Here is a 13,582-nt window from a genome sequence, read left to right as displayed (position 1 = left end):
GCTCCTTGACCTTCATACCGGTGTGAACGTTGAGGATCGTGTCATGACGATCGACTCGACACAAGAGCAGGCGCCGACGCGCGAATCCGGCACCGAGACCGTGACGGTCCTCGGCCTCGGCATGATGGGTCACGCGCTCGCGAAAGCGTTCCAACGCAAGGGATATCGGACCGTGGTGTGGAATCGCACGGCGGCGAAAGCCGCGGATCTGGTGGCGGACGGCGCCGAGCTCGCGGCGTCCGTCGGCGATGCGGTCGCGGCCGGTCGGCTCCTTGTCGTGTGCCTGTCCGACTACGACTCGGTGCACGAGATCCTGGATCCGCTGGACGGGGCGTTGGACGGACGCGTCCTGGTGAACCTGACCTCGGGCACCTCGGCGCAGGCCAGACAGACCGCGGAATGGGCGGCGCGGCAAGGGTGCGCGTATCTCGACGGCGCCATCCTCGGCGTTCCCGCGGCGATCGGCTCGACGGATGCCGAGATCATCTACAGCGGCCCGCGCGCGGCCTTCGACGCACACGAAGAGACCCTCCAGAACTTCGGCCGCGCAACCTATCTCGGCGAGGACCACGGTCTGTCGTCGTTGCACGACGTGGCGGTGCTGAATCTGATGTGGGGAGTCCTGAACGCGTTTCTGCACAGCGCAGCACTGCTGGGCGCCGCCGGAGTACGCGCCGATGCCTTCGCGCCCTTGGCGACTCGCGGCGTCGGCACCGTCGGTGATTGGCTGACCGGATACGCGCAGCAGATCGACGCGCGCGACTACCCGGTGCTGGACGCCACAATCCACACGCACCTCGCCACCATGGAGCACGTCATCGAGGAGTGCGAGGCGGCGGGCGTCAGCGCCGAAATCCCCAGGTTCGTCAAGGCATTGGCGGACCGGGCCGTGACCGCCGGACGCGGCGACGAAGGCTACGCGGCCTTGATCGAGCTGTTCCGGGACGACTCGGTGACGCCACGGTGAGCGCCGAACCGTTCGACCCTCGCGCGCTGTTGGCGGAGAGCGAACTCGGTGTGCTCGCGACCATCAAAGCGTCTGGACGGCCCCAGCTCTCACCCGTGACGCCGTACTACGACAGCGCGACGGACCGGATCTACTTCGCGACCGACGAGGGTTCGGCCAAGACGGTCAACCTGCGGCGTGACCCGCGCGCCAGCCTGGAGGTCACCCGACCGGACGGCTGGGCGTGGACCACCGCCGAGGGCACCGCGACACTGACGGGGCCCGGAACGGATCCGCACGGTCCCGAGGTGGAGGCCCTGGTGGAGTACTACCGCGCCGCCGCGGGCGATCATCCCGATTGGGCGGAGTACCGAGCGGTGATGGTCGCCGAGCGGCGGGTGCTCGTCACGATCGCGGTCGAGCACGTCTACGGCGCCCGGCTGCGGTGATCGGGCCGGGCGGTTCACATCCCGCCCGGCCGACCCCGATCAGGAATTGCCCGCGATGATCACCTGCGGGATACCGGTGCCCAGCGGCACCGCCGCGCAGGTGGGCGTCGGCGCGTGCACGGGATCGAGCGCCCGCAGCACCAGCTGCTGCACGAACGGGTCGTAGACCATGTGGAAGTGACCGGTCAGGTTGGCCGGGCACAAATCCTGCACGACGATGTTCTCGGCGCCCGCCCCACGCAGCGCGATATTGCTGAAGGGCTGGATCATCTCGTCGACCCGGCTGCCGATGGTCACGTAGCGGACACCGGGCACGGTATCGCCGCCCGCGTTGAGTTCGAGCATGATCGGCGAGCCCTGCGCCTGCTGCACCGCCGCGGTCGAGGTGACCCTGGCGAACACGTCCAGCGCGCCCGGGATCACCTGCGCCACCGGCACCAGCCCGTACATCACCCCGCCGTAGCTCGGCGACGCCACGCCGACCCACTGGGCCACCTTCGCGGCGCCGCCGAGCTTATTGGTGTAGAGCCGGGTCACGTTGGCGCCCTGGGAGAATCCGACGAGATCCACCTTCGCGGCGCCGGTCGCCGCCAGCACCCGATCGACGAACATGCCGATCTGCTGGGCGCTCGCGCGCAGGTCCTCGGTGCCGTAGGTGTCGGCGCCCGGCGCGCCGCCGTAGTTGAGCGCGAAGACGCAGAATCCGGCCGCCACCAACTGCGGACCGATCGCCGACCAATCGGAGTAGGCGGTGGAGTCGGTGCCGTGCGCCAGCACGACGGGACGGGGGTGGGCCGCGGTGGGACGGCAACCGAAATCGTTGGTGCCCAGCGGCGTGGCGTTCTTGTTCTCTCTCAGAAGCCGCGCGGCGGCCAGGTGGTCGGGCTGCGGCGGCGCGCCGACGGTCGGCACGTCGGGCGCCCGGACGACGAGCGGTTCGGCGATATCGCCCGGTTCGGCGACGGCGGTGGTCGACCCGCCCACACCCGAGCCGACCAGCACTCCCGCGACCAGCGCGAACGCCATTGCGCCGCGCCAAACCTGTGACCTACCCCAACCCCACGAACCAATCGGCTGTTCCATATCACAATGATCTACCCGATCGGCGCGAAAAACGCACGCTCGAGCGATGTTTCGTGATCGTTACTATTCGGTAGCTTCGTCCTCGGCGAGGATGCGGTAGAGCGAACGGCGAGTGTCGTTCAGGATCTCGGCCGCCTTCGCCGCTTGCTCGGGGGTGCCGACGGCGGCCACCTGCGCGACCGCCCCCATCACTCCGCCGACCAATCCCCGCAGGTCGATAGCTTGCGCGCCGACGTCCGCCTTGACCTGCGCCCAGGGGTCGCCGAGTTCCTCACGATGCTCGGTGACGTACTCGCCGCCCGCCTCGGTGAGCTTGGCGGTCTTGCGACCGGCAACCTTCTCGATGAGGACCAGGCCCTCGTCCTCCAGCTGCGCGAGCGCCGGGTAGATCGATCCGGGACTCGGCCGCCAGATGTCGTCGCTGCGCTCACGGATCTGCTGGATCAGCTCGTAGCCGTGCATCGGCCGCTCGGTCAGCAGCAGCAGCACGGCGGCGCGCACGTCGCCGCGCCTGCCACGACCCCCGCGGCCGCGACCTCGTCCGAATTGCGGGCCGAAGCCCGGCCCGAAACCCGGACCGAAGCCGGGACCGAACTCGGGGCCGAAGCCGTGCCTGCCGCCGTGCCGGTGCGGTCCGCGTCCGAACTCGCCACGGCCGGGCTTGCGCCAACGGCCGCCGCGTCCGAACTCTCTGTTCTGCGTGTTCTCGATGTTTTCCATGTCGGCCCTCCTTGGGCTCTCGTGTTCATTTCACAGTATCGACGATATATCGACAATGCATCGAACACAAGGAGGTCTTCGAGTATTCCCCGCGAGAAACGCCTCGGGCGCGCCTGTGCACCACAGGAGCGCCCGAAGCAGGTCGCTACAGCGAGTCGATCCAGTCCTGGAGCCGCTTTCCCTCGGCCGCCATCAGCTCGGGATCGCGGAAGGTGTTGGTGAGCAAGGAGATTCCCTGATAGGAAGCAATGAGCGCCACCGCGAGATCCCGGGCGTCGGCGCGGCCGATTTCCGCGAACTGCCGCTCGACCCAGTCCAGCAGCGTCCGCATCACGTCGGCCGCGCGACCGTCCAACGGGTCGGTGCGCTTGTGCAGCTCGGCGGTCAGCGAGCCGAATGGGCAGCCGTGCCGGACGGCCATCTCGCGCTCGTCGACCCAGCCTTGGATCAGCGCCTTCAGCCGCTCCCGCGGCGTCGGCAGGGCATCCAAGTTCGCGGTGAGCTCGTCCAGACCCTTCGCGTGCGCGCCGATGGCCGCTTCGATCAGCTGATCCTTGGTTTTGAAGTAGTAGTACACGTTGCCGACGGGCACTTCGGCGGTGCGCGCGATGTCGGCGATGGTGGTCTTCTCGACGCCGCGCTCGTAGAACTCGCGCACTGCCGCGTCGACCAGCCGCTCGCGCTTGCCCGCCTTCTCGACTGAGTTAGTCACACAACTGACTATAGACAGCCGAGCGATCCTCCACTACGTTTCTTTTAGTCAGTCAACTAACTAGGAGTGCACATGATCGTGGTGACCGGGGCGACCGGCAATATCGGACGCTCGCTCGTCCCGCTGCTCGCGGCGTCGGGGACGCGGGTGACGGCCGTCTCGCGGGGAATCGGGTCGATCGCCCTGCCGGAAGGCGTCCGGCACGTCGCGGCGGATCTCGCCGATCCCGCGAGCCTCTCCCCCGCCCTCGCGGGCGCCGAGGCGCTGTTCCTGTTGATCACCGGTGAGCAGTTGATGGCGGGACCGGAACCGGAGGAAGTTCTGGGCGTCGCTGCCGAGGCGGGCGTACGGAGGGTGGTCTTCGTGTCCTCGCTCGGGACTCAAACCCGCCCCGATGCCGCGGGCTACGACCGAATGCGCGCTTACGAGAAGGCACTTCGGGCTTCGTCTTTGGAATGGACCATCCTGCGGCCCGGCGGTTTCTTCAGCAACACCTACGCGTGGGTGGAGTCGGTGCGCGGCGAGCAGACCGTCGCCGCGCCGTTCGGATCGGTCGGGCTGCCCTCGGTGGACCCGGCCGACATCGCGGCCGTCGCCGCCGCGGCGTTGCGCGAGGACGGGCACGCCGGTCAGATCTACACCCTGACCGGACCCGTACCGATCACGCCACGCGAGCAGGCGGCGGCACTCGGTGCGGCCCTCGGCACCGAAGTCCGTTTCGTCGAACTCTCGGCGGCCCAAGCGCGCGAAGCCATGCTCCGCTTCATGCCGGAAGCGGTCGCCGACCACACGCTGGAGATTCTCGGTTCGCCGACGCCCGACGAGCTGCTCATCAGCCCGGACATCGAGAAGGTGCTCGGTCGGCCAGCGAGCACGTATGCCGAATGGGCGGAACGGAATCGGGCTGTCTTCGCCTGACGCGCAGGACCCGGCGTCCGCGCCCAGCGGGCGCACGCTGCTCCCGCCCGGCGCGCCGCACGGGCTTTCGTTCGGCGATGTGACGGCGGTGTGGGGTTTCGACCGGCATGACAGGGCACCTGGGGGTCAGCCGATGTCGATGGGGTCGATTTGGACGCGGAGGGGGGCGTCTGAGCGGTGGGTGCTGCGGATGGCTTGGGCGGTGGTGAGGGCGCGGGAGAGGGCGGCGCCGGTGCGGCGGGGAACGCGCAGGAGCATGCGTTCGACTTCGGCCGGGGAGTCACCGGAGAAGGGTTTGCGTGCGGTGGCGGGGAGCGGGACGGGGCCGAGCACCTCGACGTCGGCGGGAAGGTCGGCGGCGGTGAGCAGTTCGTCGATGGCCTCGGTGGCGCCGTCCACCGCGGCCAAGCGGACGGCGGGCGGGAAACCGACCTCGGCGCGGGCGTCGACCTCGGCGCGGGCGTGTCCGAGCGGGTCCCAGCGCACCAGCGCCTGCACGGTCGGCAGGGACGGCTCGGCCATCACCACGACCTGCCCGTGCGGGCGGACCAGCGCCGCGGCCGACATCCAGCGGCGCAGCGCGTCCTCGGCGGCGCGCAGGTCGGCGCGGCCGAGCAGCGCCCAGCCGTCCAGCAGCAGGGCGACGCCGTACCCGCCGCGCACCACCGGTTCCGCGCCGACGGTGGAGACGATCACCTGCGGACCCGGTTCGACGGTGTCGAGCACCGCGCCGCCGCCGGAACCGCGGATCGGCACGCCGGGAAAGGCGCGGCCCAGTTCCTCGGCGGTGCGCACGGCGCCGATCACGACGGCGCGCAAGGCGCGGGAGCCGCAGGCCGAGCAGCGGAACGCGGTCTCGGTGATGCCGCACCACCGGCAGCTCGGGCTGTGCGCCTCGTGGACGCCGCCGGGCGTGCTTTCCGGAAGCGCCAGTGGGCCGTTGCAGTGTCTGCACCGCGCGGGCGTCCGGCATTTCGCGCAGGACAACGCGGGGACGTAGCCGCGGCGCGGTACCTGCACCAGCACCGCGGCCCCCTCCTTCAACGCGGCCCGTGCCGCCGCGAACGCGACGCCGGGGATGCGGACCGCGCGCGCCACGGGATCGCGCTCCATCGCCATGTCGCTGTCGCCAGGAGCGCTGATTCGAGGCGCGGCCTTGCGTAGCACCGAGCGATCGGCGACGAGGTCGTGCGCCCAGCCGGAATCCACCACCGCTTGGATCTCCGCGGTGCGGGCGAACCCGGCCGCGACGAACGCCGCCCCCGTCTCGTGCGCCCGCAACATCGACACCTCGCGCGCGTGCGGGTAGGGCGCGCGGGGCTCGGCGTAGGTGTCGTCGCCGTCGTCCCAGATCGCGACGAGACCCAGGTTCGCGGCGGGCGCGAACACGGCGCTGCGCGTGCCGACGACGACCTTCGCGCTGCCGCGCAACACCGCCAGCCATCGCCGATACCGCGCGGCGGGTCCCAGCCCCGCCGTCAACCCGACGGCCGAATCACCCACCAGCCGAACGCATTCGGCGAGGACGCGATTCAGATCCCGTTGATCGGGCACCATCAGGATCGCGCTGCGCCCGGCCCCGACCACTGTCGCGGCGAGTTCCGCGAGCCGCCGCGCCCAGTCCTCCCCCGGCATCGCCTGCCAGGCCGCCCGCACCCCCTTGCCCTGTCCGAGCGCTGCGAGGAACGCACCGCCGTGGACGTAACGCTCCCACGGCGCGGTATCGAAGCCCGGCTCCGAACGCACCCCGGATGTGCTCTGCGGCAACGCCTTCGGGCCGACTGCACGGTTGGCAGCCGCGGCGGCTCCGCCCGCGACCGCACCGGGCGCGGTCTCGCCACCACGGCTGCCCGCTACGCCATCGACCGCGTCTGCCCCGCCGCCCGCTACGCCATCGACCGCGTCGGCGCCACCTTCGGCCACATCATCCACCGGTGCGGCGCTCCGGGATGCACCCCCCGCAGGGCCACTATCCGCTGCTCCCCCACCAGCACCTGCCACGGGCGCCGCACCCTGCACCGCACCGCCCGCAGCCCCATCGTGCTCGGCCCCGGCACCACTTTCCTCTGCACCACCTGCCACGGGTGCCGCACCCGGCGCCGTGCCGCTCGCAGCGGCGACTTGCTCGGCCGATTCACGATTCTCGTTTGCACCGCCGGCCAGCTCGCTACCGGCAGCGGCACTACCGACGACAGCCGGGCCATCCGTGACCACGTCTGTCGCGACGGCGCCAGTGGCGGTCCCGCGAAGCTCCGGAGCCATCCTCGCGTCCTCGGTCGAGACGAAGCCATCATCTCCGGTCGGGGCGGTCGCCGATCGTGGAGTGCGAGAATCGTTCTCGCCGAGAATATTTCGCGGCACATCCGCAGCCGCGCTACGGTCGCCCGAGTCATCGGAAGCGGACGCATCGGACTCGCCAGCCGAATGGCCTGGTACAGAACCGTTTTCGACAACTCGCATCGGCGGGTCCGCATGTCTGTTCTCCGCCATGACCTCAGGCGCACCCTGCTGCTCGAGATCGGCGCCGGAGACGGAGTCGCCCCCTTCTTCGTCCGCCGACGACGCACCGGACGAACGAACGCCCCGCTTCTTGGTCCCTCCGTTCTCCGTCCGCGCATGCCGCGGCGGAATCGCCAACCGCAGCACATCCGCGCGGGTCCCCGCGTAGCGGGCGGCGATGGCGGTGGCGAGGTCCAGGATCTCGGGGGTGAGGACGCGTTCCGCGGAGACGACGCGCTCCAGCTTGACGAGCTTGCCGCCGTGCTCGCTGTGCGTCAGGCGGGCGAGCACGTAACCATCGACGAGGCGGCCCGCGAAGCGGACGCGCACCCGCACGCCCGGTTGGGCGATCTCGTCGAACTCGGGGGGCACCAGGTAGTCGAAATCGCGGTCCAGGTGCGCGGGCGTCAACAGCGGAAGCACCCGCGCGATAGGTCGCGCGGGTGCTTCCGCTGTCGTCGTCGGTCCCACGGACACATCATCCGTGGAGGTGGCGGATTGGTCCGCCGCGGGTCGGCTCACTCCGGCCCGGTCGGCCTACAGGCCGGCGGCCGCGCGCAGCTTGTCGGCGCGGTCGGTGTGCTCCCACGGCAGGTCGACGTCGGTGCGGCCGAAGTGGCCGTAGGCGGCGGTCGGTGCGTAGATCGGGCGCAGCAGGTCCAGGTCGCGGATGATGGCGCCGGGACGCAGGTCGAAGACCTCGGTGATCGCGGTCGAGATGCGCTCCGGGTCGACCTTCTCGGTGCCGAAGGTCTCGACGAACAGACCGACCGGAGCGGCCTTGCCGATGGCGTAGGCGACCTGCACCTCGACCCGGTCGGCCAGACCCGCGGCCACCACGTTCTTGGCCACCCAGCGCATGGCGTACGCGGCCGAGCGGTCGACCTTCGACGGGTCCTTGCCGGAGAACGCGCCGCCACCGTGCCGGGCCATGCCGCCGTAGGTGTCGACGATGATCTTGCGGCCGGTCAGGCCCGCGTCGCCCATCGGGCCGCCGAGCACGAACTTGCCGGTCGGGTTGACCAGCAACCGGACGTCGGAGATGTCCAGGGTGGGCAGGCTCAGGTCGGCGAGCACCGAGTCCAGCACCTTCTCGCGGATATCGGGCGCGAGCAGGTTGTCCAGGTCGATGTCGGCCGCGTGCTGGGTGGAGATGACCACGGTGTCGAGCCGGACGGGCCGGTGGCCGTCGTATTCGATGGTGACCTGGGTCTTGCCGTCGGGACGCAGGTACGGCAGCACGCCCGTCTTGCGGACCTCGGTCAGGCGGCGCGAGAGCCGGTGTGCGAGCGCGATCGGCAGCGGCATCAACTCGGGGGTGTCGGTGTTGGCGTAGCCGAACATCAGGCCCTGGTCACCCGCTCCCTGCTTGGCGATCTCGTCGTCTTCGCCGCCGACGCGCGCCTCGTGCGAGGTGTCGACACCCTGCGCGATATCGGGCGACTGGGCGCCGATGGCGATGTTGACACCGCACGAGTTGCCGTCGAAACCCTTTGCGGACGAGTCGTATCCGATCTCGAGGACCTTCTCGCGGACGATGCGCGGGATGTCGGCGTAGGCGGAGGTGGTCACCTCGCCCGCGACGTGCACCTGGCCGGTGGTCACGAGCGTCTCCACGGCGACCCGGCTGCGCGGGTCTTCCGCCAGCAACGCGTCGAGGATGGAATCGCTGATGGCGTCACAGATCTTGTCCGGATGACCCTCGGTCACGGACTCACTGGTGAATAGGCGGCTGCCAGACGTGCGCACAGTTGTTCCCTCTCCCTCAACGGGTTTCTCGTATCGGATGGCCACAGCGACAGTAATGCGATACCGCCGTCGCGCAACCCTTCATCTCAGACTATTCCAAACCCACGACGCGACGAATCCGCCGGTTATCGCCGTCCCAGACTATCCGCACCCGCGGTGGTCGCGGCGCACATTCGCGCACTGCGCCCGCAGTCGACGTCCGGATCGAGCGGCACGCCGATCGCTCGGCGCGGCAACGGAATTCGATCGAGCCAAGGCTACCCGGCGCGCAGCAGCGTGCCGAGCGCGTCCAGCACACGGCTGGCGAGCAGCGCCTTCGACCCGTGGTCGAGAGCCTGTTCGGTGCCGTCGGCGCCGAGCAGCCAGCCGTCGTTGGTGTCGACCTCGAAGGCCTTGCCCTCGCCGACCGCGTTGACTACGAGCAGGTCACACCCCTTGCGGGCCAGTTTGGCGCGCGCGTGGGTGAGCACGTCGCCGTGCTCGTCACCGGTCTCGGCGGCGAAGCCGACGATGGCGGTGCCCGCCAGCTGGCCGTCGCGCCGCGACTGCACCAGACCGGCGAGGATGTCGTCGGTCTTGGTCAACGGGATGACGTCCGGCTCGCCCGCGCCCTTCTTGATCTTGGCCGCGGCCACGTTCGTCGGCCGGAAATCGGCGACGGCGGCGGCCATGATCACGGCGTCGGCGCCGACCGCGTGCTTCTCCACCGCCGTCTTCAGCTGCTCGGCCGTGGTGATGTGCACCAAATCGACGGCCGCCGGAGCGGCCATCTCGATCGTGTTGCCGGCGATCAGCGTGACGTGCGCGCCGCGCTGCGCGGCGACCCTGGCCAGCGCGTAGCCCTGCTTGCCCGAGCTGCGGTTGCCGAGGAAGCGCACCGGATCCAGCGGTTCCCTGGTGCCGCCCGCGGTGATCACCAGGCGACGGCCGACCAGGTCGCGCGGAATGGCGTCGGCGCGCTCCAGCAGCAGCGCGGCCAGCCCGAAGATCTCCTCGGGCTCGGGCAGCCTGCCCGGACCGGTGTCGGTGCCGGTGAGGCGTCCGGAGGCGGGCTCCATGACGGTCGCGCCGTGCCTGCGCAGCGTCTCGACATTGGCGATGGTCGCCGGATGCTCCCACATCTCGGTGTGCATCGCGGGCGCGAAGAGCACGGGACATCGCGCCGTCAGCAGCGTGGCGGTGAGCAAGTCGTCGGCGCGGCCGTGTGCGGCGCGCGCCATCAGGTCCGCGGTGGCGGGGGCGATGACCACGAGGTCGGCCTCCTGCCCCAGGCGGACGTGCGGGACCTCCGGCACATCCGTGAACACGTCGGTGTGCACCGGGTTCCCGGACAGCGCCTCGAAGGTCGCCTTGCCGACGAACTGCAGAGCCGACTCGGTCGGGATCACCCTGACCTCGTGCCCCGTCTCGGTGAAGCGCCGGACGAGCGCGCAGGCCTTGTAGGCGGCGATCCCTCCGCTGACGCCGACGACGATGCGTGTGGTCACTACGCCTCCGTGGGCTCGTCCCCGGCCACGCGGGGAGTTCGATACTGCTGCATCACGCGCGAACGCGAGATGGGTTACTCGCCCTCGGAGTGCTCGAGCAGGTCGGAGTGGATTTCGCGCATCGCCACCGACAGCGGCTTCTCCTGCAGGCCCGGCTCGACCAGCGGACCGACGTACTCGAGGATGCCGTCGCCGAGCTGGTTGTAGTAGTCGTTGATCTGGCGGGCCCGCTTGGCGGCGTAGATGACCAGCGCGTACTTGGACGACGTGCGCTCGAGCAGCTCGTCGATCGGCGGGTTGGTCAGGCCGACCGGGGTGTCGTACGCGGGCGCGGTCTTGGTGTCGCTCACTGATGAGGCTCCTGCGGGTTGTCGTGGAAAAATCAGCGGGTAGTCGAGCGTGCGATACCGCCGCCCTGGCCCCGGCCGCGATGACCGGGACACGGGTGTTCGGCGGCTACCTCGAATTTGTGCTAACGAACAACGATACCAACTGCTCACAGGCGCTGGTCACCTCGTCGTTCACGATGACGATGTCGAACTCGTCACATGCCGCCAGTTCGGTGCGCGCGGTCTGCAACCTGCGCTCGATCACCTCCGGCGATTCGGTGCCGCGTGAAGTGAGCCGGGAGACCAGTTCGTCCCAGCTCGGCGGGGCGAGGAAGACCAGGAGAGCTTCCGGCATCGCCGTGCGCACCGAGCGCGCGCCCTCGAGATCCACCTCGACGAGCACGTTCATGCCCGCGTTCAGCGCCTCGCGCACCGGGCCGGCCGGGGTCCCCGACCGCTGCAGGCCGCCGTGGATGTCCGCCCATTCCAGCAGTTCGCCCGCCTCGATCATGGCGTCGAACTGGTCACGGGAGACGAACCGGTAGTCGAGTCCGTCGACCTCCCCGGGCCGGGGGGCCCGGGTCGTCGCCGACACACTGAAGACCAGTTCGGGCAGGCGTTCCCGCACGCACCGCACGACCGTGGACTTGCCTACGGCCGAGGGGCCGACCAGTACAACCAGCCGACCCTTCCGCGTGTGTTCGACCACCCTCGTCGTCAGGCGTCGAAGTCGAACCGGGCGAGCAGCGCCTTGCGCTGCCGATCGCCGAGTCCGCGCAGACGGCGGGTGGGGGCGATCTCCAGCTCGGTCATGATCTCGGCAGCCTTGACCTTGCCGACCTTGGGCAGGGCCTCCAGCAGCGCCGACACCTTCATCTTGCCGAGGATCTCGTCGGTCTCGGCATCCTTGAGGACGCTCTTCAGGTCGGTGCCGCCACGCTTCAAGCGCTCCTTGAGCTCCGCCCGAGCGCGGCGAGCGGCAGCCGCCTTCTCCAAAGCAGCGGCGCGCTGCTCGTCAGTCAGCTGGGGAAGGGCCACGGTTCCTCCGTCTCATCGTTCATTGCTTGATCTACCGCCGGTAACCCGCGCGGTCTCAGCGACCGTACCCACGACGTCCGCCGATTGCGAACCCACCCCCCAGGTCAGCGCATGATTCTGCATGCCGTAGGGGCGAGTCGGACCGGATGCGCGTCGCGCCCCGGGCGCTGCGGTGATCGTACCGCCGAATCTCGGAAACGCCCTGCTACCAGCATATTTTCGAAGCATTCCAGGGTTAGCGGAGCGGTTGCCATGACTTCTCTCGACGTGTCAGCAATCGGTCAGGCTTCCGACCAGGAACTTTCTGGAAATTCCCCGCGTGTCGCACTGTTCGTCCGCGTGTCGGATCGAACACATGTCCCATCGCTTGGGATTCGGCACCACCGAAACGACGACAAGCCAGGGCGCGAGAGGGCGCGAGCGGAACGAGAGAGCCGGGGGCACGGCGTGCCGCTGAATCGCCGTCTACGCGATTCACCACACGTCACCCGGGTTTCCCCGCGCGGGACGCGCGTAAACCCCGCAGGAGGGCGGCCAGACACCACGAAGCGGCCCGCGGGTTCGGTCGGTGCCGAGCCCGCGGGCCGCTTCGAGGACTATGCGCCGGGAAAACCCCGGCCGCGCTGCGATTTTCTCAGCGCCGCAAGAAGGCGAAATCCTCCTGAAGCGCGCTCACCCTGGCACGCAGTGCCGAAACGGACGGGCCTTCGCGCAGCACCTCACGCGAGACGTTCGGCACCACCGCGCCCAGCACGGACTCGGGCACCAGGTCGCGCACCGATCCCGGTCCGCCGCCCTGGGCGCCGATGCCCGGCATCAGGATCGGGCCGTTCAGCGCGGACAGGTCGGGGGCCTCGGCGAGGGTGGCGCCGACGACGACGCCCACCGACCCGAAGTCCTGGCCCGCGTTGCGCGCGGCGGCCTCGTCCACCATCGTCTGGGCGATGCTGCGGCCGTCACCGACTCGCGCCAGCTGCACCTGCGCGCCTTCGGGATTCGAGGTGGCAGCGAGCACGAACAGGCCGCGGTGGTTGGCCTCGGCGAGTTCGAGCGCGGGCGCGAGCGAACCGAAACCGAGATACGGCGAGACCGTCACCGCGTCCGAGCCGAGCGGCCCGTCGCCGAGCCAGGTGCGGGCGTAGGCGTCCATGGTGGAGCCGATGTCACCGCGTTTGGCGTCGGCGAGCACCAGGGTGCCCGAGGCGCGCAGCACCTCGACGGTCCGCTCCAGCACCGCGATCCCGGCCGAACCGTAGGCCTCGAAGAACGCCACCTGCGGCTTGACGAGGGCGACGGTGCCGTCGAACGCCTCGACGCAGATCTCGGCGAACTTCTCCACGCCCTCGGCGTCCTCGGTCAACCCCCAGGCGGCGAGCAGCTGCGGGTGCGGATCGATGCCGACGCACAGCGGGCCGAAGTGGTGCATCGCGTGGTGCAGGCGCGCGCCGAACGTCTTCATCGAGTCTCCTGTGTTGTCGGCGCGCCGGGGCGCGCGGGTTCGCGGCCCCTGGTGTCTCGCGTCCCGGCGATCGAGACTCGCGCTACGCGCATGCGCTTCGATCGCCGGGCCGCGAGACGGCCGCGAACGGTCGCTCGTAAGGCTCGCTCCGTGCGGGGCCGGTCTGAATGGTTCGTCACGTTCCACCTGCCCG

At 70.0% G+C, this 13,582-nt stretch carries 13 protein-coding genes; 3 read left to right on the top strand and 10 right to left on the bottom strand.

What is annotated here, in order from left to right; genetic code table 11:
• Window positions 1–43 precede the first annotated feature (43 nt).
• Complete coding sequence (locus ABZV58_RS10090; RefSeq protein WP_354999774.1) at window positions 44–967, top strand: NAD(P)-binding domain-containing protein; 924 nt, start codon at window positions 44–46, stop codon at window positions 965–967.
• Window positions 964–1,395: a PPOX class F420-dependent oxidoreductase gene (locus tag ABZV58_RS10085; protein WP_354999773.1), complete on the top strand. Its 432-nt coding sequence runs from the start codon at window positions 964–966 to the stop codon at window positions 1,393–1,395. Before ABZV58_RS10090 ends, ABZV58_RS10085 begins: the two co-directional genes overlap by 4 nt.
• A 39-nt stretch (window positions 1,396–1,434) precedes the next feature.
• Here ABZV58_RS10085 and ABZV58_RS10080 read toward each other — a convergent pair whose 3' ends face one another.
• From ABZV58_RS10080 to ABZV58_RS10070, 3 genes are all read right to left on the bottom strand, one after another.
• Window positions 1,435–2,478 (bottom strand): alpha/beta fold hydrolase, encoded by a 1,044-nt coding sequence (locus tag ABZV58_RS10080; RefSeq protein ID WP_354999772.1) that lies wholly within the window; start codon window positions 2,476–2,478, stop codon window positions 1,435–1,437.
• Between the two features lie 63 nt (window positions 2,479–2,541).
• Window positions 2,542–3,198, bottom strand: coding sequence for a PadR family transcriptional regulator (locus ABZV58_RS10075; protein WP_354999771.1), 657 nt, complete (start codon window positions 3,196–3,198; stop codon window positions 2,542–2,544).
• A 145-nt stretch (window positions 3,199–3,343) separates the two neighbouring features.
• Window positions 3,344–3,910 (bottom strand): TetR/AcrR family transcriptional regulator, encoded by a 567-nt coding sequence (locus ABZV58_RS10070; protein WP_354999770.1) that lies wholly within the window; start codon window positions 3,908–3,910, stop codon window positions 3,344–3,346.
• 72 nt (window positions 3,911–3,982) lie between these two features.
• Between ABZV58_RS10070 and ABZV58_RS10065 the strand changes: the two genes are divergently transcribed.
• Window positions 3,983–4,828, top strand: coding sequence for an NAD(P)H-binding protein (locus tag ABZV58_RS10065; protein WP_354999769.1), 846 nt, complete (start codon window positions 3,983–3,985; stop codon window positions 4,826–4,828).
• A gap of 126 nt (window positions 4,829–4,954) precedes the next feature.
• Here the strand turns inward: ABZV58_RS10065 and ABZV58_RS10060 are convergent, their stop codons facing one another.
• The 7 genes from ABZV58_RS10060 to pyrF all read right to left on the bottom strand — a co-directional run bounded on the left by ABZV58_RS10060 (window position 4,955) and on the right by pyrF (window position 13,389).
• Window positions 4,955–7,798: a hypothetical protein gene (locus ABZV58_RS10060; protein WP_354999768.1), complete on the bottom strand. Its 2,844-nt coding sequence runs from the start codon at window positions 7,796–7,798 to the stop codon at window positions 4,955–4,957.
• 66 nt (window positions 7,799–7,864) lie between these two features.
• Entirely contained in the window at window positions 7,865–9,076 is a 1,212-nt protein-coding gene (gene metK, locus ABZV58_RS10055; RefSeq protein WP_354999767.1) for a methionine adenosyltransferase, read from the bottom strand.
• Window positions 9,077–9,333: 257 nt separating this feature from the next.
• Window positions 9,334–10,563, bottom strand: coding sequence for a bifunctional phosphopantothenoylcysteine decarboxylase/phosphopantothenate--cysteine ligase CoaBC (coaBC, locus tag ABZV58_RS10050; RefSeq protein ID WP_354999766.1), 1,230 nt, complete (start codon window positions 10,561–10,563; stop codon window positions 9,334–9,336).
• A gap of 74 nt (window positions 10,564–10,637) precedes the next feature.
• Window positions 10,638–10,913, bottom strand: coding sequence for a DNA-directed RNA polymerase subunit omega (gene rpoZ / locus ABZV58_RS10045; RefSeq protein WP_067780290.1), 276 nt, complete (start codon window positions 10,911–10,913; stop codon window positions 10,638–10,640).
• Window positions 10,914–11,019: 106 nt separating this feature from the next.
• Window positions 11,020–11,601, bottom strand: coding sequence for a guanylate kinase (gene gmk / locus ABZV58_RS10040; protein WP_354999765.1), 582 nt, complete (start codon window positions 11,599–11,601; stop codon window positions 11,020–11,022).
• Between the two features lie 8 nt (window positions 11,602–11,609).
• Window positions 11,610–11,930 (bottom strand): integration host factor, actinobacterial type, encoded by a 321-nt coding sequence (mihF, locus tag ABZV58_RS10035; RefSeq protein WP_040708330.1) that lies wholly within the window; start codon window positions 11,928–11,930, stop codon window positions 11,610–11,612.
• 634 nt (window positions 11,931–12,564) lie between these two features.
• Window positions 12,565–13,389, bottom strand: a complete 825-nt coding sequence (gene pyrF / locus ABZV58_RS10030) for an orotidine-5'-phosphate decarboxylase (RefSeq protein WP_354999764.1) — start codon at window positions 13,387–13,389, stop codon at window positions 12,565–12,567.
• Window positions 13,390–13,582 lie beyond the last annotated feature (193 nt).

The sequence above is a fragment of the Nocardia sp. NPDC004654 genome, from assembly GCF_040609595.1.
Lineage (GTDB): Bacteria > Actinomycetota > Actinomycetes > Mycobacteriales > Mycobacteriaceae > Nocardia.
This window is presented reverse-complemented; position numbering and strand designations above follow the sequence as displayed.